The sequence below is a fragment of the Pseudomonas sp. MPFS genome (genome assembly GCF_022537035.1).
Taxonomy (GTDB): domain Bacteria; phylum Pseudomonadota; class Gammaproteobacteria; order Pseudomonadales; family Pseudomonadaceae; genus Aquipseudomonas; species Aquipseudomonas sessilinigenes.
This window is the reverse complement of the sequence record NZ_CP066123.1, coordinates 7,045,455-7,066,986: the sequence shown is the minus strand read 5'-3', so window position 1 is coordinate 7,066,986 and position 21,532 is coordinate 7,045,455. Positions and strand designations below refer to the sequence as shown.

20 protein-coding genes are annotated in these 21,532 nt (G+C 53.6%); 7 read left to right on the top strand and 13 right to left on the bottom strand.

The window, feature by feature from the left end; all coding sequences use genetic code 11:
- Both I9018_RS32550 and I9018_RS32545 read left to right on the top strand, forming a co-directional pair.
- Positions 1-1,473, top strand: coding sequence for a TniQ family protein (locus tag I9018_RS32550; RefSeq protein WP_241108424.1), 1,473 nt, complete (start codon positions 1-3; stop codon positions 1,471-1,473).
- Between the two features lie 967 nt (positions 1,474-2,440).
- Positions 2,441-3,298, top strand: coding sequence for a DUF4238 domain-containing protein (locus I9018_RS32545; RefSeq protein ID WP_346780099.1), 858 nt, complete (start codon positions 2,441-2,443; stop codon positions 3,296-3,298).
- Between the two features lie 838 nt (positions 3,299-4,136).
- On the opposite strand, the gene I9018_RS32540 is transcribed toward I9018_RS32545, so the two are convergent.
- From I9018_RS32540 to I9018_RS32525, 4 genes are all read right to left on the bottom strand, one after another.
- Positions 4,137-4,394, bottom strand: a complete 258-nt coding sequence (locus I9018_RS32540; RefSeq protein ID WP_241108422.1) for a hypothetical protein — start codon at positions 4,392-4,394, stop codon at positions 4,137-4,139.
- 705 nt (positions 4,395-5,099) lie between these two features.
- Complete coding sequence (locus I9018_RS32535; RefSeq protein WP_241108421.1) at positions 5,100-5,291, bottom strand: AbrB/MazE/SpoVT family DNA-binding domain-containing protein; 192 nt, start codon at positions 5,289-5,291, stop codon at positions 5,100-5,102.
- 88 nt (positions 5,292-5,379) lie between these two features.
- The gene (locus tag I9018_RS32530) at positions 5,380-5,688 is read right to left on the bottom strand and encodes a hypothetical protein (RefSeq protein ID WP_241108420.1); all 309 of its coding nucleotides are present in this window, start codon (positions 5,686-5,688) and stop codon (positions 5,380-5,382) included.
- Positions 5,685-6,086, bottom strand: a complete 402-nt coding sequence (locus tag I9018_RS32525; protein ID WP_241108419.1) for a hypothetical protein — start codon at positions 6,084-6,086, stop codon at positions 5,685-5,687. The genes I9018_RS32530 and I9018_RS32525 overlap by 4 nt, the downstream gene beginning before the upstream one ends.
- A gap of 273 nt (positions 6,087-6,359) precedes the next feature.
- Here I9018_RS32525 and I9018_RS32520 point away from each other — a divergent pair, with 273 nt between their 5' ends.
- The 3 genes from I9018_RS32520 to I9018_RS32510 all read left to right on the top strand — a co-directional run bounded on the left by I9018_RS32520 (position 6,360) and on the right by I9018_RS32510 (position 10,662).
- Positions 6,360-8,975: an AAA family ATPase gene (locus tag I9018_RS32520; protein WP_241108418.1), complete on the top strand. Its 2,616-nt coding sequence runs from the start codon at positions 6,360-6,362 to the stop codon at positions 8,973-8,975.
- A 204-nt stretch (positions 8,976-9,179) separates the two neighbouring features.
- Positions 9,180-10,166 (top strand): hypothetical protein, encoded by a 987-nt coding sequence (locus I9018_RS32515; RefSeq protein WP_241108417.1) that lies wholly within the window; start codon positions 9,180-9,182, stop codon positions 10,164-10,166.
- Positions 10,167-10,323: 157 nt separating this feature from the next.
- Positions 10,324-10,662, top strand: coding sequence for a hypothetical protein (locus I9018_RS32510; RefSeq protein ID WP_241108416.1), 339 nt, complete (start codon positions 10,324-10,326; stop codon positions 10,660-10,662).
- A 431-nt stretch (positions 10,663-11,093) separates the two neighbouring features.
- Here I9018_RS32510 and I9018_RS32505 read toward each other — a convergent pair whose 3' ends face one another.
- The 9 genes from I9018_RS32505 to I9018_RS32465 all read right to left on the bottom strand — a co-directional run bounded on the left by I9018_RS32505 (position 11,094) and on the right by I9018_RS32465 (position 19,079).
- Positions 11,094-11,714, bottom strand: a complete 621-nt coding sequence (locus I9018_RS32505) for a hypothetical protein (protein ID WP_241108415.1) — start codon at positions 11,712-11,714, stop codon at positions 11,094-11,096.
- Positions 11,715-11,895: 181 nt separating this feature from the next.
- The gene (locus I9018_RS32500) at positions 11,896-12,081 is read right to left on the bottom strand and encodes a hypothetical protein (protein ID WP_103324372.1); all 186 of its coding nucleotides are present in this window, start codon (positions 12,079-12,081) and stop codon (positions 11,896-11,898) included.
- Positions 12,082-12,607: 526 nt separating this feature from the next.
- Positions 12,608-13,168: a hypothetical protein gene (locus tag I9018_RS32495; RefSeq protein WP_241108414.1), complete on the bottom strand. Its 561-nt coding sequence runs from the start codon at positions 13,166-13,168 to the stop codon at positions 12,608-12,610.
- Positions 13,169-13,182: 14 nt separating this feature from the next.
- Entirely contained in the window at positions 13,183-14,268 is a 1,086-nt protein-coding gene (locus tag I9018_RS32490; RefSeq protein WP_241108413.1) for a patatin-like phospholipase family protein, read from the bottom strand.
- Positions 14,268-15,173 carry a YjcZ-like family protein gene (locus I9018_RS32485; protein WP_241108412.1) on the bottom strand — a complete coding sequence of 302 codons (906 nt, stop codon included), beginning with the start codon at positions 15,171-15,173 and terminating at the stop codon, positions 14,268-14,270. Before I9018_RS32485 ends, I9018_RS32490 begins: the two co-directional genes overlap by 1 nt.
- The gene (locus I9018_RS32480) at positions 15,170-17,686 is read right to left on the bottom strand and encodes a dynamin family protein (RefSeq protein ID WP_241108411.1); all 2,517 of its coding nucleotides are present in this window, start codon (positions 17,684-17,686) and stop codon (positions 15,170-15,172) included. Before I9018_RS32480 ends, I9018_RS32485 begins: the two co-directional genes overlap by 4 nt.
- 115 nt (positions 17,687-17,801) lie before the next feature.
- On the bottom strand, positions 17,802-18,089 hold the full coding sequence (locus I9018_RS32475; RefSeq protein ID WP_241108410.1) for a hypothetical protein: 288 nt from the start codon (positions 18,087-18,089) through the stop codon (positions 17,802-17,804).
- Between the two features lie 440 nt (positions 18,090-18,529).
- Complete coding sequence (locus I9018_RS32470; RefSeq protein WP_241108409.1) at positions 18,530-18,814, bottom strand: hypothetical protein; 285 nt, start codon at positions 18,812-18,814, stop codon at positions 18,530-18,532.
- Positions 18,815-18,824: 10 nt separating this feature from the next.
- Positions 18,825-19,079: a hypothetical protein gene (locus tag I9018_RS32465; protein WP_241108408.1), complete on the bottom strand. Its 255-nt coding sequence runs from the start codon at positions 19,077-19,079 to the stop codon at positions 18,825-18,827.
- Positions 19,080-19,198: 119 nt separating this feature from the next.
- Here I9018_RS32465 and I9018_RS32460 point away from each other — a divergent pair, with 119 nt between their 5' ends.
- Together I9018_RS32460 and I9018_RS32455 are read left to right on the top strand one after the other, a co-directional pair.
- Positions 19,199-20,071, top strand: coding sequence for a WYL domain-containing protein (locus I9018_RS32460; RefSeq protein WP_241108407.1), 873 nt, complete (start codon positions 19,199-19,201; stop codon positions 20,069-20,071).
- Between the two features lie 602 nt (positions 20,072-20,673).
- Complete coding sequence (locus I9018_RS32455; RefSeq protein WP_241108406.1) at positions 20,674-21,531, top strand: TnsA endonuclease N-terminal domain-containing protein; 858 nt, start codon at positions 20,674-20,676, stop codon at positions 21,529-21,531.
- Position 21,532: the final 1 nt, after the last annotated feature.

Here is a 21,532-nt window from a genome sequence, read left to right as displayed (position 1 = left end):
ATGGATCGCTTGCATTGGTTTCCTCAGCCGTTCCCTGATGAGTCTCTCTACAGCCTGGCGGTCCGTTATCATAGGCTGTCGTCGAACGACAGCTATCGCCGGACAAGCCACGAGTTGTTCGGTGCGTATTCCAGAACCTGTGGCTCTATCCTGCCGTGCTGCTTGGGTGCTCTGTCGCAACGGTTAGCATCAGCTTATTCGGTAGAGCATTTGATCGATCGCTTTACCCTTTTGCCTCTGTACGAACCTTTTTTGAATGACACGAAGAGCAAAGCCGCGCGTATCGCCATGACTGGTACCGACGGCACGGGCTTGAAAATGAGCCTGGGTCTCACTGCCTCAGGCTTCCTCAAGCACGCGTCGTTCAGGTACTGCGAGAGGTGTGTTGAAGAAGATATTCAAAACTGCGGCTCGGCCTACTGGCATCGTATCCACCAAGCAATGGGTACTTGCATCTGCCCGCTCCATGGAGAGGTGCTCTGCGGGACGATGTTTCCGGATGGAACTGACTGGCGTTGCATGCTGTTTCCGGCGGAGGCAGCGGGGTCGCCAGTGATGCGGGCTCCTGGTGACTCTTCAGCTGCTGTGGTAGGTGAAATGCAGTTTTGGGGACTTGAGCACCCAGCGGATGTACAAAATCTACTGACCGGAAACTTCCTTCAGCATCGTCTGGATGAGATGGGGTTTCTTAAGGCTGGTCGGGTGAGGGAACAGGTATTAAGGAGCTTCCTGACGCCGCGTCTTCTCTGTAACCCTCGCGCTAATGAGTTCCAGGAGCTCAGTTGCTCTTGGGACTGGGTGTTGGGCGTCGTGCGTCCACGCGGGGCGGTCGTACAGCCATTAAAATTCTACTTTCTTTGCTGGCTCCTTGAGGCAGACCTTGAGCACCTCAAATCCTTTCACCCGCGAGCTGATGCTCGCAGCGGAGAAGCGGCTAGGGGCAACGATACTAGGCCCCTCATAGAGGACGGCGAAATTGAGGCACGCCGCGAAGCTTTCTCGAGCAGCAAGAACGTGAAATGCCATGATAAGCCGGGCTATCAGTGGCTTTACCGCCATGATAAGGAGTGGTTAGCGCAGTATGTGTCTGCCCATCCTTTCATAAGGGTAAGGACGGGGTTGGTCGATTGGCATGCGAGAGACGCAGCGCTTGCTCGAGATCTGCTAATCGCCAGGGACCAGATTCTGTCTACGCAGGGCAAACCGAAAAAGGTGACCCGCGCCGCGTTAAGCAGGCAGGTCGCTCGTAGCCATGATTTTTTGAGGGTACCTGATAAGTTCCCAATAAGTACTTTGTTGATGAAAGATATTCTCGAATCTGATCATGATCATCAAGTTCGTAAAATCAGATGGGCGGTGAGACATTATCTTCTATCTGAGCGAAGTGCTATAAGTGTTGTGTACCGGCTTGCTGGGATTCGGCTGTCTCATGTAACTGATGAGGAGGTACTAGGTATTCTATCTACTGTATGATATTTGCGTTTGATGAAGTCAGACCGAATAAGTTCATTAACTTCGTTTTGCAACTGAGTGCACGCGGCACTGTTTGTTAGCAAGTCTAGGTATCTGGCAGCGGTGCGACAGCCTATGAAGGCTTGAATTGCGAAGTTGTAATCAGTCGCCCCCTTTGAATAGGGATTTATAGTTTTTGTGCCGAGCTCACGCACTATGATTTCAGACACGTATCCATAATTTCCGTATATTTCATCGAAATAATTTCCGTATAGGCTTTTGGTCACTATCCATTCAGCGTTGTGCGTTTTAGCTGGAGGGCCTTTGTAGTTCAGAAGTTCTGCGATAAATATTGAATACAGATGGTTCGGTGATTTCCATTGACGTGTCGGTTTTTTGTATTTTTGACTGCATATTCCTAGTTGGGTTAATTTATGCTTATTAATGGGGGTTGAACATGCGGGGCAGATAGTTATGAGGTCAGTGCCATGGGTGCTACAAACCTTAACATAAGACTGTACATGGCTTCGATGTACGTACGCTGTGCCGTGATTCTCAAAGTCCTCGAATGCGCATTCGGGGCAAATTTTTTTCCAATAAGCGGGGGTTACTATTGTTTGGTTTGTAGGTCGGCCTAGCGCTGCGGTGAGAGGGTACAGGGTGTGGTTGTGCAAAACCTCTTCCGTGATTTTTCGTTCAGTAAATAAGGAGGGAAATTTAAAAATTGCGTACCCCCTAATTTCCGCTTTTCCCCCAATTCCTTTGCGTCCGTAACCTGTTCTTGGTATCGGTCTTATCCGGAAATCCTTATGTGGCAGGGTTCGGATACCGAGCATCTCGTTTCCCCGCTGCAGTGCCGACGCCACATATTCTCCAGGTAATGGTGTGAAAATCTTCATTGCTATAGCATCCTCAGTTTTGGAGAGAACCACTTCATGCCGAATCCCCCTCGCAATCACCATTTCGTTCCACAACACTTTCTCAAAGCTTGGCAATACGCTCCTGGGAGAGTCTCCGCTACCGCCGACTGCCTTCGAATGGTGCGCTGGAAATCAAGCCGGTTGCTATAAAACATACTGCTTCGATTGAGGACTTGTACCGTATCGACTTTCTCGATGGGGGATTTGAGATCGAATCCAGCCATATTACCCCGATGATTGATGAAGCGGGCCATAAGATCATCGAAAAGGCACGTAGCAGTAGAGTTCAGGGTTGGAACCATCTGGACCGCCGACAACTGGCGAACACCCTGACGTTTCTGGAGGCTCGCCATCCCGACATTCTAAAAGCCATGGATATCCGCTCGGAACTCGATCTTATTAGGCAAAATATGAAGGATGAGCAGATCTCATCACATACTTCGATCAATGAAGTGGTTGACTATTTTAAATCAAGCAAGTCCCTCGGTGCGATGTCGTTAGTCCTGTTCGCCCAGAACGAGATTTCGCCGTTTATTGACGAGGCATTTTCAGATGGACTCTTGAAGGCAACCATGCGGGAGTACAATTGGGAACAACCGGGCTTGCTCGCATCTGATTACCCCGCATCTCGCTGGGGAGACTATTTGAGGGACCTGTTGTTCATCATCGCCATCTCGCCAGGTAAAGCTTTAGTATTCTCCAATAACCCCAACGTTGTGGTCTATGATCATCTCAAGCCGCACGTACGTGCTCGGCTGATCAATCTGTATTCCTTGGCGAAGGCGCGCACGGCTTATTACTTTGACGAGACTCAAGGAGAGTTTGTCAGCGCTCATCTCGGCTGGGCTCTAAACCGCTCCACTCCTTCAAAGCAGCGCGACTACGTCAAAGATTTTTTACTCGCCGAGAATGCTTGGGACCTCTAGCATTTTTCCAGATGGGAAATTGCCTTCAGTTGACCAGTGAGCCTCATCGATGCTGACCAGGTGCTCGCCACCCCTCTGCAAGGCTTTCCCCTTCTTTCTCGGTCGTCTTTCCACTCAGTTGTATTTGTCTTAGGAGGACAAGGCGCAGTTTCAGCGCATCGTCGAGAGAAGGCGAAGCTGCCTGCGCCGGTAGGTTCGGTAACGACCTACTCGTTCGAGGTCATCAGGTGTATGGATTCACCTCGTAGATGAATCGTAATGGTTTCAGGGCCTTCACTGTACCGTCTGCAGCGGTGCTTGAGAGCTGGGGCATCATCATCATCCTGCTAGCCGGTAGTATGCTGAGGGCCTGGTATGACGCAGGCTGGGCAACCAAGCTCAAGAGCCAGACGCTGTACCGGGTGCTGGCAGTATTGCTGGTGGCACTGCGGCGGCCTTGTTGTTTGGGCATGAGGCAACTAGCACCGGCACACCGCTTTTCAAACCCACGCCTGGCTGTCCATAGGAAGAAGCCATTTTCATGCGATACGACTCAGTCGTGTCCATGCCATAAGGGGTAACCCAATCGAACTCACTGGCCATTTGCATTGGTCGCAGATTGCGTTCTCCCTCGTCCCTATCGATAACAGAGATTCGACAAGCAGAGAACGGCCACAATCGGTTAATCGAATGCGTCTACGAACTCAAGGTCCACTCTTTCCTTTACATCGATGACAGGACAGTTGAGCATTTGCTGAAAGTGGAAAACATGGGACGCCGACAGCACTGTTCTGCGGGACCCTCGCTTGCTTTTGGATAATACCAAGCACTGTCCCCGGGAGACGTTAAGACGCAGAGGCTACGTGCTGACACTTACCCGTCTAACCTGGATAACATGGCCAACGCTCACCTTGCGGCAGGGCTTTGCGTTGCCCACGACAATCACGGATCCGTCGGCTTTGGTTTCAACGAGGTAGCCGCCCTGCACCTTCATGACGGTATGCCCGGCTGCGAGCGCTCGCAGATAGGCCGCGTGAGTCGCATCTGCGGCGACTGCTGGAATCTCGTGTTCAAGATTCCGAATCTCGCGTTCGGTAAGGCGCTTTTTTCTTGGCATACGTTTCTCCCGAGAGGAAGCTGGGCGTATCGGTGCCGCTGTAGGGCAATGCTACCGCCCGCTCACCAGATTCCGGTAGAAGCGAACTATCACATCTTCATTCCACCAACAGCTCGAACGGTCAAGAATCGACTGGGTCCGAGAACAGCAACGCCACAAGTATAGTATTTGGGATATTCGGCGACATTGGCCAAGGTGTTCTCGCTGGAACTCATGAACTTCAGGGCGTCGAAGGGAGCCACCTTCGAGCGCATGTTCATCGACCCACAGCTAAGATCGAGGCGAATGTTCATGGTCGTCTAGCAGGCTGATTCGCCAGCTCGTCAACTCTGTGCCCACCGGCTGCAGATCCAGCCATGGATCTGCTGCGCACGGGGCATTGACTCCCCATGCGAGCGTAACCTTGTTTAAGGTAGAGAACGATGTCCACTATTTGCTACATCCGGCACGCGGCCTGTAGACCAGCTCGTGATCCAAGTACTGCTCTCGGCTGAGTCGGATCTGCAGCGGCACTGAAAGGGAGGATGAGGTCGACCGGAATTTCATGAGCGCGCCGTAATAGCGACCTTGCCCTCCAGACCTGATGTGTGCAAGCAAACCATGTCACGGCATCGGCGTGAGGTGTCAGCGGGTGGGACGGTTTCCAATCAACAGGCCCCACGGTTCATACAACCAGATACATCAAAAAAATTACGATGGACAGGTCTACTCGGCTGGCTCACCGGGCGGGGGCTTAAGTTTCAAGGACAGCGCTCCCTCGACACGCTCAAGGATCAATTCATCCCCCACGATCCATCCCAGCCTATCCAGCAACTCGGAAGGCAGCTCGATGATGGCATCACCACTACCGTCTCCGGGGTCTTGGCAGACCACTCGCCAACTGTTGAGGTCACCCATGGTCATGTCCTCGTCACGTGATTACATCGCAGGCAATCGAGCAGTGGTCCCGGCCAAGCCGCGTAAGTCCAAGCTGAGCCGGCCTGCTCTATGACTTACCGGAATCGGCCGCTCGTGAGTAGCGGTACTCTTGCGGCGAAAAGCGCCCCTTGGGGCCAAACAGCAGCATGGCCGTAAACTTTTCCATGTAGGCCATCGCTTTCGCTGGCGCGCGCTGCACGAAATACGCCCGCTGCACCGCAGGAAGCGCGGCGCGGTGCGCCAGACAGGCCTTCACCATTTCCGCCAGCACAGAACCGCGAACGTCGTAACGTGCATCCACGGTACGCAGGACAGTGCGATAGCAGGAGTGATAGGCCGATTGATGATCGACCTGCCGTTGGACATCGCGACTCATCCCTGGCTTCCCCCCTGCCAGGAGGCCAGAAACTGCAGCAATCGTTCAATCTGCCCCTGACTGATCAGTTGCTCCGCGGTCTGCTGTTCGAAGGTCGGTAAAGGCTCGAGGCGAAACCAAGTGATCGCCCGTTCGACGGCGACTCCGCTCTCGGCTACGACCAAGATCACCCGCAGGACATCCGCGATGTAACGTTGTATCGCTTCGGCATCGGATGCGCTGGCCGCATCTGGTTGGCTGCGACGATAGGCCGCGACCTGGCGGGTAAACACGGCAGGGCTGAGGCCAAAGATCTCGGCATAGTGCTCAACCGAATAGGGCGCCCCGTTCGCGGGACACAGACGGTCGATCAGGTCGGCGGCCGACAGCACCTCTGGCCGGAGTGCTCCCTGGTTCATGGCTCATTCCTCCTGTTACGTCTCGCTCACAGCATGCCTGCAAACGTGCAAGGGGCAAAGCTCCCATTCGCTAGCCCGGGCCATTGCGGTCTTCTTTTTCCACGAAGTCCCCCCAAAGCTATCTCCCGGAACGGGGCGGAGCCAGGCCCACCCCAATGCTGGCGGAAAGGTGGTTGTGGAGATAGCCACCCGGCTGGTCGGCGACAAGATGTTCTACGTCTGGCGCGGTGATAGTTCCTGTGCTAATCCCTTTTGGGGACACGGAGCATGGATATGGCCATTTACCAGGAAGTACTGACGTGGGCGGACAGGCTGCCGCCGTGGCGCCATGACGCCTTGCGTCGCTTATGCGTTCAGGGCAGTTGGAGCGAAGAAGATCTTGGAGAAATTCTGGACCTCGCCAAGCAGCATCATGGAATTGCCAGTGCATTTGAACCTGCGCCGCAGCCGATCAGGTTTGCTGCAGAACACTTTCCCGCAGAAGCAAATCGGGACCAGGTCGTTGTTCTCAGGTCCCTGCATACGCTGACCAATGTGGGAAAAATCCCGAGCGACCAAGCTTTGGAGTTTCAAGCCCTGGGCCTCACCATCGTGTACGGGGGCAATGGCGCAGGAAAGTCCGGTTATGCACGAGTGTTGAAGCAGGCATGCAGAGCCAGGAGCCCGGGAGCCGTCTACGCCAATGCCTACGCTGATGACTATAAGCAGCTCACACCGAGCGCCACTATCGACTTCGAGCTGAACGGCGCCCCAGAGCAGACAATCTGGAGTGGTCAGCAGGACCATGTTTCGCGGCCCGAACTCAGGGGCATCTCCGTCTTCGATGGCGACTGCGCACGCCACTACCTCCAGTCGAAAGAGACCGCTACCTTTCAACCATCCGCTCTGAGCTACCTCCAACTACTGGCCAATGGTCTCAATCAGACTCTGCGTCCGCGGCTTCAGGCAGAGATTGCAGGTCTCGCTACAGACGTTACACCCTTCAGTGTCATTCCCACCGATACCGATGCCGGCCGGGCGGTGCATCCGATTGGCCCAACTACCGAGCTCACGCGGGCCCGTGCGTTAGCCGTGCTCACCCTGGATGAGCAAGCAGAGTTCGCACGACTGCCACAGGAGATCAGCGAGGCAGACCCCACCGCCAAGGCAGCAAATCTCGACAACGCTGCTACGAGGGTCGACGAGCTGGCCAACAACATCACCGCGGCCGCCGGCATTGTGTCTGATGATGCATTGGATGCCAGGCAGTCGGCGCACCGAAGTCTGGTAGAAGCGGAGGCCGCGGAGCGTGCGGCCTCTGAATTGCTGCAGGCCGAAGATGCCTCGCAGTTGCTCGCCGGAACGGGGCAAGGCCCCTGGGCGATGCTGTTTAACGCTGCGCGCGAGTATTCGACCAGTACGGCATATCCCGAGCAGGCCTTCCCAGTTACCGGCGAAGGAGCTGTCTGCGTGCTTTGCCAGCAGGAGCTGACCCCGGAAGCGAAGGATCGCTTGGAGCGGTTTGATCGCTACATTCGGGACAAGGCGGCAGAAGCAGCCCAGCTTGCGCGTAACGCTTGGAAGCAGATCGTACGCAATGTCGGCCAGGAGAGCGTTGCCTTCACCGCTCCGCCGAACATGCTGGAAAGCTTGGGCGCGCGCGTAGCAACGCTGCCGGGCGAGATTCGGCTCTTCCAAGAAGACCTAGCCACTCGGCAGCAATGGCTTAAAGCCGCTGTTCTCCGCGGTGAATGGCAGGAGCGCCCTGCGTACCGGTGTGCAAACCCAACAGCTTTACTTCACCAAGTCGCCGAGGATCTTCGCGCCGAGGCGGCGCGATTGCGTGCGAACCTCGATGCGGCAGCCCTCGCGACGAAGAGACAACGTCTGAAGGAGTTGGAGGCCCGACGGACACTTTCCGAACATATCGAAGCTATCGCGAGGGTGAGTGAGAACCTCGCTCACAAGGCAAAGCTCCAGCGCTGCCAAGAGGATATCGGCAACACGCGAGCTATCAGCATGCTCGCAGGCCAGTTGGCCAAGACATACGTCAGTGAGGCGTTGGCTGGCACGATGAATGATGAACTCAACAGGCTGGATCTGTACCACGTTCGAGCCGGTATCAGTTCAAGCGGAGATGCAGGAGCGGTGCGGCTGGGCATCCAACTCCAGGATTGCCAGCTTGATCCCCATTTAGTCCTGAGCGAGGCGGAGCAGCGCATGTGTGCGCTCGCGTACTTCTTCGCGGAGCTCCAACAGTCGGGCTCCTCATCTGGGGTTGTATTCGACGATCCGGTTTCCAGTCTTGATCACAGCCATCGAACCGCTGTCGCGCGCAGGATTGTTCAGGAGTCCGCCCAACGGCAGGTCATTGTGTTTACTCACGATGCAGTGTTCTTCGGAGAGCTAGTCACCCTTTGCCAAGATGCCCAGCTGGCTCCTGAAGTGAGGTCGATTACTTACCGGGCGGAAGGGCCTGGCTATATCGATGCCGGTTTGCCTTACGACATGCGCAAACACAAAGAGCGTATTGCATACCATCGAGCTGACCACCAGCGAATTACCGCCAGCTTCAATAACCCACCTGGGGATAATGAGCGGCTCGCGATGCGCAATGCTTACGACGATCTTCGCGTCACGATCGAAGTAGGTATCGAGGACACGATCCTCAATGAAACCGTAGTGCGGTTCCGCGACGGCATCTCGGTCGGCCGACTAGATGGCGTGATGATCGTGCAGGAGGCTGAGTACCGCGAAGTGCAGCGTTTGCATGACAAGTGCTGCCGGAACGTGCGAGCACACTCACATGCAGCCGGCCAGCAGCGTCCTGTAACGCGACCAGCCGAACTCCTGCAGGACATCGAGGCCGTCCACGCCCTGTTTCACGATATCCGCCGGCGTAGGGGTTAAGCGCGCCATCACCAAATTGGCGGAGTGAGTGTTTTTTTGGTCGGTAGCTGCCGCATATAGACCGCTATCGGCCAAGAGCGGACAGTCATTCCACCAAATGATCTGTTCCTTTTGCTGTTCCGGTAGAATGCATCGTTATCGTGCTCTATTCTGAAATAGATAAGGCGATATAGAAATCAAAATCTCCAAATGGTTTGGCAGTAGATGAAAAGAAAAAATATTACAGAGTATGCTTTTGGTTACATGAATAGTTATACCTCGATGATGACAGCCTATCAGCTCATGTCTGGCTGGAGTCTTATAGAGGGACAAGATCAGCTTGATAAATGCCATATATACATAATTGCTACTCGGCCCAACTCTTATTTCATTGCTGATAGCTTGAGGCATGATGGGGCGCTGTTGGCAGGCCAGATCGGCTACAAAATTGCTGGCGTGGAGCACCGTGTTGATTTTGAAGACTATCCATTCGAATTGTCGGACGGTGCGACTGAAATTCGGTGCGATTACCCGTTCCGTGAACTGTGGACATACAATTCCGCCGGAGAACAGATCCGTTACCTTTCAGCAACACACTTTGCGTCGATATTGGGTGCTCACAATTCTGACGGCGTGCTGAACCGCTTCCAAGTATTGTATGTGGGGCAGGCTATCGGCCAAGGTAACCGTTCGGCGCAGCAGCGTCTGACAAGCCACTCTACTTTTCAGAAGATTCTCGCTCTCTCGGCGCACGACACCCCTGACAATGAAGTCGTTGTGTTCATGTTTCAGTTCGACCATGAGCAGGTGTTCTCGTCGATGGATGGTCGAGCTATCGGCGCTATAGCTGACAGCTCGAACGAAAAGCGCTTGATGGAGGCCATCAGAAATCCGCCTGACAAAAAACAAAAGATAGCGATGGTCGAGGCTGGTTTGATTCGCTATTTTCAGCCTCACTACAACGAAGTATTCAAAATCAAATTCCCCTCTACGAAGCATAAGACGCTGCTGTCTTGTAAAGCTCTGGACGTGTCTGCTCTAATCGTCGAGCTTGATACTTCCGACCTCGGTTTTACTATGTGGTCGCCAACCGTGAAGGCTAGTGACCACCATATAGCTCGTTACGACCTGGTTAACTTGAAGAACCGCATGTCTTTCTTCAATCTGACGGGTGTAGCTGAGTTTCCTGGCGTTATTAAAACTGAGAAATGACCGACGCGCGCTGCCGTGTGGGATTATAGCTGCGAGGTCTTCACCCACTGGCCGAAACTCTACTGCTTGCCCGAGCTATGAGGTGCTAGGGGCACCTTATAGTTACAGTATTGCCAAACAAAAAACTCTTATAACTTCAACCGTGATGTGGTTGGTGATGTCTGAATATCATGAAAGGGAAGTTTTGAATGCCGGTAAGCTCGGAACTTATCGTGTTCATTCGCTATTCACCAGAATTACCAGTGAAGGGGATTTGAATCCAGAGATTGGCGACCCGCTTCAAGGTGCGGTTGGGCTGCATGCGCACGAGTACACGCATTACCTCCATAACCTCTCAACCTTGGCAGGTCTTGACGCGTTGCTGGCCTGCTTCTGGCTGGTTCAGCCGTTTGTGCTGGGTACAGATGACCGTGGTTGGTTTACTGCTCCCGAAGGTATTGAGCACGGTGATCAGTTAACGTTAGCTTTCACGACGATAGTGTTCTTGAATGGATAGCGCCATTTAATGGGGTGATTGCAAATATTCCGGAAGATGTAATCCAGAAATTAAGTGTATTGCAAGCCAGCATTCACTATCTACAACAGCACTTCACCGTGGATGGGCGACTAGGTAGTACGGCTGAATTAAAGGAGTCGGCATGCCCGTTCGTTGGTGCTTGCGAGGCTCAGAAGCAGTATGGTCACCCAGCAGATTGCGAAAGCAAGCCATGGAATGTCTCCGTCGGCGGCGGCCAGAAAGTGTGCTGGTACGAAGCCGGACGGCTTTCACTGAGAATGACCAAGAGCGGTCAAGCAATACTCGATACCCAAGCGGATTCACTCCACACAGAAGGCTCTGGATTCTAACTTAGCGCTTTGATGAGGGGCTCTGGGACGCACAAAAGAAAACGCCCCGGTTTAAACCCGGGGCGTTTCGTTACCAGAAGATCAGGCGACTTCGATCAACGCCATATCAGCAACGATCTTCTCGAAGGCCGCTGCGTCATTGTGGAACGCGCTGTAGGCGTCGAAACCGCGATCCTTGAATTGGTTGTAGATCGAGCCCTTGCCGAACAGCGCATAGCGCGCCGGCTTGGTGGCACGGATCACAAGGCGGGCAGAAGCCGGTAGGTCTTTGCCCTGGTATTCACTGTTATCCCAGGCAGAACGCGGGGCATAGCGGCCTTTCGACAATTCCACGCACTCCTCGACGCCGGCATCGTTGGTGTAGCCAGTAGGGCAGCCTGCAGGCAGCGAGCCGACCTCGAGCACGAAGTTAGCCTCATGCTTCTGGTTGCCCGGGTTCCAGAAGGTCAGGCGAACCGGGTTTACCACGGTCGCATAGTTGTCCAGGGAACTGGTGCTGCCCGACCACTCCAGTAGGCCATCGCCAGTAACGCGGGAGTTCAAGATCTCGTCACCGCCACCACCTGGGAGGAAGACGTGGGCGTCTTTGCCTTGCATTGCAGCGAATACCGCAGCGATCTCGTCCGGGGTGTGCCACTCGGCACGGTCAGGAACCTCGCCGCCGAACAGGACGGAGAGCTTCTCCTCCCACGAATCGATCATCTCTTTTTGGTCTTCCGAAACTTCCAGTTTATTCGACACGTATGGGTCCTCAGTGTGTGTTGGCGGGCTGTGAGCGATCGTCGTGGCCGCCCATTCAACCCAAAGTGCGGCGCAATCATATGCCGCTCTGAATAGACGCGGCGCACTATTCACGCCTGCACTAAATTTAACGAGGCAACGGTTACGCAGGAGTTTGGCGGGCCCACCTGCGGTGCAGGAAGTACACCAGGGTGAGGACCGAGCAGCCGAAACCGAACTCGCCGTTACGGTTGTACCTCTCGCCTACCGCGTAGAAGACGACGGCAGAGCCGATGCCGACCAGTATGATGATCAGCAGCGGCATCAACAGGGGGTTGATCTTGTTCAAGGGGAACGCGCTCCATGTGGGGTAAATGGCCCCGGCGGCCTTGCCCCGGGCTGAGGTGGCGGCGAGTCTACCTCCGGTGGGCCGGTTATCGCAGGAATCCGCCACTCGCCGCGGATCTTCTGCAGGCTGGCCTTCTCTTGCCTGTGGCTCTTGCCCACCCGCCGGCTGTGTGAAAGCCGCGTTGGTTTCTGGCTGCGACAGTTTTAATTCTCTAGAAAATGTGATCGAACGGGGTTATTGGAAGCTGCGACAGTTTTGCGTTTCCTCAAAGCAAAGCTGAAGGCGCCGGAAAATGGGACCCTTTAGCGACAGTTTTTATTCTCTAATTCCATGAATGGGTTTTCGCAATAAAGATTGATACAGAGCAATAAAGTTTGACACGGCTAAACATAGTTTGACATAGGTCCTAAACCCCCGTATTTACGGGGGGGCCTTTTCTGGACCTTCCTTTGGTCTGGATTCATCGTTTCGAATTTCAGCGGGTGTAGCGTAGGAGTCGATTCGAAAATGTCGCTGTGAAGGGCATTTAAGCCCTCAACTCTTCCAAGATAGTCCGCTGGTAAACGTCATACATAGGCGAGCTTTTCATCGGCTGCACCGCCCAATGAAAACGCATGCCGCTGCCAATCATGATCGCGCTGCGGATTTCGTTCATTGGCTCAAACACGTGGTTCGATTTCTGAAACTCCATTTGCCTGTTCCGCAGCGGAGCTGCGCCGTATATGTCTCGAAACTCGTGTATCAGCATTGCTTCGAAATCGGAATAAACCGTCGAGGCGTTTTTCGCCCGTGGGAAACAATAGCCGATGAGAAATTCATACTCGCCTTGCAGATCCGCGAGTTCCATCAGCCAGTTCTTGTGCTGGGTAATGCGTTGTTCAAAGTTTCCTTCGCCGATATAGACCGTGGGAGAAACGCCCAGCGGGTACTGAATGGCGAACAGACCATTGAGCCTGATCACATAAACGCATCGTTCAAGGTCTTGCTGCTTAACCCCTCTGCGCTGCAATTCCGGCCAGACATCCGTTCCCCAAGTCTGACTGCAATTCCAATGCAGCCAATCCCACTCAATTCGTACATTTGCCACTTCATAACTCCTTGTCAGGGCTGATTGGCTAACCGCGCCATGGCATCGGCCAATGTTTCATCGGCGCCGGCGGACTCATTTCCAATGCCTGCAAGAGCCGCTTCCGCGACCCGCAATTCATTGCGGCTTTGCTGAGCGTTCATGACCCGTCCAACGCAGTGCAGCGTGTCCCGATAACCTTGTTCGATCCAGGTGGGGATCTTGCCGACATCAAAACCGAGCAAGTCCTGAGCCCCGCTCATGAGACCAGTAGCTCGGTTCAAGCTGTGCTGGGGACGAATTTCCAGAATGGTCGCATCCGGAAATCGTTGACGACTCCATGGCGATCCATCACTCAGGTGAGTGACGATCACTAGGTTGCAGCCAGCGTCCAGCAATGGGGTGATTGGCGTATTACCCTGCATTGTCTGCCAGCCACCTTGGCCGCCGTCCGAGTAGCGCTTCTCGCCGTGTTTGCGGGAGGCGAACAATAGCGGGATTGCAGCAGAGGCCAGCAACGCCTGTTTGCGTTGGTCTTCCTTGAGGGACTGTATATGCACGAATTCCGAATCCGGTGTATTACCCAGTCCGAGCTCGGCCATGAAGGCTGACGCTAAGTCCTGAAGGGCGCCGTTGCTGCGATACAACGACACATAGAGCGGCATCCCTGTCGCCAGCTGCGTGCTGTTGAGAAACTCATCCATTAGCTGCTTCAGCGGCTGGTCGTCCAGCAAGCCTTCGTCCAGCCCATCAAGCCAGCTCGGTAGCTCGAACTCAAAGGCCCCGGCTATTTTCTTTACTGCGTGAACAAGCCCCAGCACAGCACCTGCACCCTGAACCCGCAGGCCCGCTGCAGCCAACAGCGCCAGATAACCAGGAGCTTTCATGCTCAACGGGGATTCGTTGGCCAATCGTTCCCAAACGGCCTCAAGGCGCTCGATACCAACATCCAGCGATGGAGAAGAAGCCAGAACTCCGCCGTTGAGGGCGCCAATGCTGGCCCCTGAAACCGCATCGATGCGGGTGCCGAGTTCGCGCAAGGCTTTGAGCACACCGACCTGATAGGCGCCCTTGGCCCCGCCACCGGAGAGCACCAACCCAACCTTCATGGGTGCAGTCATCACGAAGCCTCCAAAAACAGCTCACTAATCATCGCTTCTGTCACTCTTGGAGCTGCAATGATCCGTGGCAGGTGCAATGGCAACTCCTCAGGCATTTGAGAGGCCGCGAATGCAAACGGTGTTGCCTGAGGGCTGGTCCAGTCGCCCAGGTAACGGATAGTCTCCTCGCCGTCAGTCAGAAAGGCATTGTGCTCAGGGCGCGCCAACCACCGCTCGCGAGTCGCGATACGCTCTCCCTGGCCAATACCTGCATCCTTATTCAACTGAATGATCGCCCTGTTGGCTAGACGCTCCAGCTGCTTTTGGCGCTCGGCTCTAGATGCTGCCTGGCAATAGTCGCCGAATGCACCCCAACGAAGCTCTTCAAGCGCGGCATAGCAGCGTCCGGACAGCGTGAACATATCGAAATGCCCTGCTCCCCACTTATCGAATACGTCGTCAAGGTGCAGATGCGCCTGTTGTAGGCAGTCGATCCTGGCGACATTGCGATCAAGCGCGTTACAGCGCTCATCCAGGCGCTGGGAAAGCAGGTTGATCGTCTGACGACTCTGTATTGAGAAATCAACTAGTGTGGCAACGTCAAGCTTGAGAGCGTTGACGCGGGCGTTGACCTGAACAATCGCACGGTTGCTGCTGGCCAAGGATTCGCTCAGGTCCTTCAACCAGTTCAACGCACCTTCTACACCATCGGTGAGACTTGCGTTGATCTCGGCCTGATGGCGATCACCTTGTCCGGTAAAACCGTCATAAAGGCGCGCGAAAAAACCATCTCGCGTCCCCATATGGCGCTGGCGTTCACGTGCTACATCAATGCCATTAGCAAAATCCACAACGAACTTTTCAGGCAAGCACGTTAGTATCTGGCAGATATCCGAGCTAGGTGAAATCGGGGTCTGTTCGTTCATGCCGCCACCTCAACGCCCATGGACGGAACGTCACGTTTGAGCGCATCACTGTCCTTTTGAATACCAGGGACATTACGCTTGAAGCCCGCTAGAAGCTCGGCCAGTTGCTGCTGCTGTCCTTGGTCGGACTGTTTGTCTCGAATGCTCTGATTCAGGTCGCTGCGAATCGATTCCACGGCCAACTTGAGCTCGTCGAAGAACTTGTCGACGCTGGCCTTGAGCGGCGTTTCAATCGTTTCTACGGTCGCGCATGCAAGACCATCGAACAAACCCCCGAGCGTTTTTTCGATAGAGGCCTTTACCTTGGAAATATCGATTTCGTAAACGGCCACTTTAGTGGTGTACGACTCCCACCCCCAGTCATCAGTATCAAAGAAACTGCAAATGCTGCCCCATACGCCCTCCGAACGCCGACGTCGCTTTTCGGTGCGATGTTTGTTTTCGATTACGCCACCCAACAGTTCACTGCTGGAGGGACGCATTGACAGCGCAGGCATTGACGGAATGTCGATGGCGATCGAAAAACCGCTACGGTTCAGACGCAGATTGAGATTCGTAATGATCTCGCTGGCTTGAGTGGAAATGCCCTGCTCGAACAAAACGTGAAACTTGCGAAGAATCTGTTCGGACTCTGCCAACAGGCGCCTTTCATTGCGCTCAATTATCAGCCGAACTCCGCTCTCAATGCCCCGCGTGATGGCTTCAGCCTCTTCACGGTCATTGAGTTTGATTACTGTGGTCGTTTCGTCGAAGTCATAACCAAAATTGGTACGTGTCCTCCCCAAGCGCCGCTGCCCTGGCCAACTACTTATTAGGATTCCGATGAGTCCGGTGGCCGTGCCTTTTTTTCTCTCTAGTTCTTGCTGCTCTTCGGCTTGCTTACCCGCCTTGAAACCTTGTTCGACCTCGGCACTGATGGCTGCACGAATGTCAGTGAACACCCTCTCCATTTGCCCATTGATTGTTTGCAGCGCACGCTGGGCGTCCGTTTTGGTCTGAACTTCTAGGCTGCCAATGCGATCGATATCACTGCGCAAGGAGTTGATCTGCTCGTTCAACTCCTCGACATTCTTTCCCAGTGCAGCCTCACGCACGGAGAGGAAGTTATTCAACTTTGCGGCAATGTCCGACAGCTTGGCGGCGGCGGACGCCACCGCAAGTGTCGCTGCGCTGCTGTGAGCTTTACGGATGATCTGATCCAACGGAGCAGCAAACATAGAGTCTTCCCAGAGCGCATCGGCAGCTTCTTTCACTTCTACTGGATCAGTAATCTTGTTCTTCCATCTCGTACCCAGCGCGGCTTTGCCGAAGTCCGCCACCCAAGCGTTCTGATCACCATAGACCTCTGGGAGCGAGCCATTGATCGCCAACTCGCGACGGGCGCGGTTAGCGAGGTCACCCAGCTTGGACGACACCGGGAACACCTGCGAAGGTTGCAACCGACCGCTCAACAAAGACTCAGCGACCAAGCGACGGGTTTGCTCCTCATCATCGCTATTGCGGTCTTTCTCGTCGAACTTATTGACCAACGCGAAAATTCGCCCTTGAGCTACATCGGCGATTCGCTCAAGCTCGGCTCTCACCTGTTCATCGGCATCAGATTTAAGCTGGGTGAAATCCAGAACCGCTAGAACAGCTGAGGCATTCTTCAATTGCTCGCCGAGCATTTTGCGCAGATGTTGCTGGCCTGCCTCGTTAGGGCCAGGCGTATCAAGCAGAGTCAGGCTACCCAAGCTCTCCGATGTGCCTGACAGATGGGAAAACTCGACTTCGATGGCGGGGATCTCATGGATCTCGTCATAACTCTCGAATGGAAAATGCACGTCTAGCGCAATTGCCACGCGAACCAGGTCGTTCAAGCTTCGCAGGAACCAGAAAATTCCCTCAGGTCCTTGATAGCAATTCTTGAATCGACCATTTTCTTTGATGAGCTGCAATAAGGGTTGCAGGTCTTTATCGCTTGCAAGCTTGTCAGCAACGGCACTCGCCTCGTGACTGTTCAGCACTTGGTGCAGTTGGTCAATTACAGCATTGATAGGGCCATTATTTTCCAAGCGCAGTATTGGCTCGATTTGGCCAGGTGTGTGACGAATCAACGTCGGTAACGCCGTCATAGGCCGGTTGCGATTTGGCAGCACCTCGGTGCCGACAATAGCGTTGATCGTGGTCGATTTTCCTGCCTTCATCGTTCCTACAACGGCAAGTACCATCTCCAAGCGCTGAAGCTTTTCCGCTTCGCCCCGAAGCATTTGCAGATCCATCTGAATGCTGGTCTGCGTAAAAGTCTGGTGCTCACGGCCGTGTTCATCGACCACTACCCCGTCTGCGCCCCTCATTCGTTGCAGCAGATCGATTTCCACTTCCAGTAAACGAAGGGATTCTTCCCGCAGCAGTTCGATATTTTTCTCGTACATCTGATCTCCTTGAAAACCCGCGGACCGGATTTTGGCCTTTGTATCTGCCAATACTTTATCCACAACAGCTACCAGTGCATCACTAAACGAATGGAACATGGCTTACATCTCAGGAACACCAAAAACCACTGCGCTATTTGCGGATGAGCCTTTCTGTCGATATGAATGAATCACCTGCAACCCATAAAAAATCGGGCATACCTCGATGTTCACCTCAGTCGGCAACAAGAAACCGCCTTGCAATAGCAATGATCAATTTCAGGCACACAACGACCCCGGTGAATACCGCAACGCCTTTGGCGACAATGAAGAAGTAGTCTTCAACACCACGGAACATGGTGCCTAACACCAGGCCCATACCGGCGATCAATCCGGCGATCAGCAACAAACCAATATAGGGACGGATTAGACGAGAACTGGCACCTTGAGCACCTTTCTCGACAAGGCTGATTACGACGCTCAGTGCAATCAGGAATACGAAAACACCAACTATTACACTCATCTTTCACCTGTATTCGCTCAGACGCCCGCGCAGGATCTGCTCGGGTATAACTCGACCAAGTCATCATTTAAAAAATCGTGAAAAGTGCAGGCCGATCCGTCTCCAGGAGCCCCAGGCACGAGTGTTCGCCTGTAGTTCCAAGACCGTCAATGTGACGTAAGAAAGGATTCGCATGCGCTTCCCTGTGCATGAATCACTTCAATTTACCTTGGCTACGGCGATCCGATTATGCATAGGCAGACCCCAAAATGCCATCACGCCAGATACCGACCAAATTTCTAACGACGCGGCCGGAGCTCAACCAGAAACCTCTCTAGCCCGCTGACTGTATGTATTTTCAACGCGTTGTTCCCACATTTCGGGCACCGTACGAACCAATCCCCAGACCCTAGGCAATCACTCTTGGGTACCACTGTTTTCTTCCAGCCACAATTCCGCACTCAAAGGTGAACGGATGAGGTCTTATCGGCATGTTCAGCTCCTTGGATATTGCATTTCGATGGACTGATTAAATTCTCCTCCATACTCGAATAATCCAGCGGCACTCTCTCGATATCGTCTGCCACCCTCTCAATTACCTCATAGGCCGGTGCGTAGTTGACGTTGCCTTGCGCGCTGAAGGTGGCGCGGATGGCGCTCCATTCGAGGATTTCAACGGGCGCGTTCAGTGCGTCGGCCACTACGCGGACAAGCAGGCAGTCTTTGATCCATTCGATTCTGTTCATGTGTTTGTTCTTACGAGGCCGGAATCAGCGCTTGCAGTAGATCCAGCTTTCTCTTTAGCTGCTCGACGTGGGCCTTCTCCGCTCGCAACGCCGAGCGCAACTCCTTGTTTTCCGTTTCCTGAATCTGCGCCCAGCGCATCTTGCTCTTGCAGTCGACGATCAACTGCCAGATGTCCTGCAGCTTCAGATACTGGATCAGCAGCACTACGGCAATCGCCGCCATAGTCACCAAGGTCCCTGTCGAAATCGCATCCGACGTTGTCATCTGCACTTCCTTTCGTAAATTCGAATCATCTCGAAGACAGGGTCAGGATATGTAGCGATTCATTACATGTATATAATGTAGACTTATACAGGTAAACAAATCACGCACATGGAGGGGGCATGAAACGTAAGCAGGGCATCGAGCAAGTTCGCTGGGATCTGGCACTTCGCTACCGTTTGATCGAAACCGTCGCTTGGTGGGAAGGCCGCCTGACCACGGGACACTTGATCCAGAGCTTCGGGATCAGCCGTCAGCAGGCGTCGAAGGACATCAACACTTACATCAACGACCATGCGCCTGAAAATCTTACATATGACAAGAAAGCCAAGGGCTATGTACCCAGCGAAGGCTTTACGCCGCGCTTTATCGACGATAGCGCCAGTGCTTATTTGCATCTACTGAACCAGACTCACTCCCGTTCGCCACATGTCGAAGGGCTGGCCCTTGCATATGCGCATACGATGGTGCTGGAAGTGCCTGATCGCTCTATCCGCGCCGAAGTCCTGCGGCCACTGCTCAAGGCGTGTCGTGATAGTGAAGTGATCGAAGTAGAGTACGTATCATTGTCCAACCCGATGCCGGAAATCCGTCTTATCGCCCCCCACACGCTCATCTACACCGGCATGCGCTGGCATGTGCGGGCGTACTGCGAGAAAAACCGCAAGTACCGTGATTTTGTGCTGAGCCGTTTGCGGGGCGAAATCTCTTCCGAGCGCAGGACCGAGAATCTGATCGACGAGGACGAAGACTGGAACACCGAGGTGGCAGTCGTCATCGCGCCCGACTCACGCCTTTCGCTGGAACAGAAGGCGATCATCGAAGCCGATTTCGGGATGCAGAATGGCGTACTGGAAATTCCTACCCGCAGAGCATTGGTCAAATACGTGCTACAGCGCTTTCAGATCGACCCGAAAAAACTCGACCCCAAAGCGGCGGCGCAGCAGATCGTGGTGAGCAATCTCGATGAATTGAAGCCTTGGTTGTATGAATAATCCGCCATTGCATCCGTTTGGTTCTTTTGGGCGTCAGTAACTCGGTGCGCCCACTTCTAGAGTGAAGAGTGTTTTATGCTGAAACGGTTGGCCTCCGTGGATGATGATACCGATGATGATGCGTGCTTTCGTGGCATTCACCACCAGTCGCAATTGGAGTTGCCGCTCTCCCGAAGCCTTGTGACAAACTTTATTGTTTGCAATGGATATCATTTTTTGGCGAAACCAAGATTTGTGACAATCTTTATTATCAGAACAATAACTTAGGACTGCCCTGCAGGCCGCGAATTATGCGGGGCGTTGTGACAATCTTTATTGTTTCGTCACACAACCGGTGGTTTTTGACAATATATTTTGACAACAGACAAAATATTCTGACACCAAGCAATATATTTTGACACAATCCTCAAGCCCCTGATTTCAGGGGCTTTTCTTTTTTGATCTCCTCCACCATATGTCTGATTTTGGGATGTGAGCTCGCTGAAGGGATAGTCTGGTAGAGGTTTCAGACTTATTCACAGTGATGTTTTTTTCCTAGGACTTTTTGTACACATTCCATTTCTGGGGATATGTGGAGGCTGCAAAAGGTATGGGAGGTTGGCTTGCGTGGTCGTAGCTTCAAAACGCAGTCCGATATTGATCGGCATATCGAAAAAGGCTTTGGGCAAGGAAGTCAGGAGCTATACGTGCCTTGGCTAAGGGTCCAGGACGTTCCCTCTCATGGCCGGTCGCGCAAGGTACAGGGAGTAAAGGTCAACCGGCTCCATCACCTGCTGTCTGATCTTGAGTATGGGTACCTACTCGTAACCGAGTTTTCCACTGAGGTTTCGGACATCCGTGAGCAATATCCAATCCTTCCACAATCAACAGCCCAATCGATTGCTCATTCACTGAATATTCGTTATCCCACATATCCGGGTACCAAGCTGCCTTATGTGATGACGACTGATTTCTTGCTCACCATTCGCCAGCCTGACGGAAGTACACGATTGGCTGCGCGGACGCTCAAATACACTGATTCACTCAAGAGCGGGAAAGGGCTGAAAGGCACCTTGGAAAAGTTTCAGATTGAGCGAGCCTACTGGAACGACAGGGGGGTGGATTGGAACATCGTCACCGAGAAAAACGTTTCCGCCACTCTTATCCAGAATCTTGATTGGTTTCGAAAATCAGCTCTCCTTCAGCGGCATCTCCAACAGCGCCCGCTCATTGAGTCTTTCTTGGAGGAGCTTGCTCGAATCCAAGCTTACCAATGGCCTTTGGATCGTGTCCTACGTCACATCGCAGGGGTTCTGTTTCTTCCTTACACCGACGCCAAAGCCATGTTTATGCACCTGGTCTGGCACAAATACGTCCTATTGGATCTCACAGCTGAGCGGCTTTCGATGAAAAGCACGCTGCCGACGATCAAGATCGTTTGGCCTTCCAGCAATCAAGATCGCGTATTGAAGGTGGGCTGAA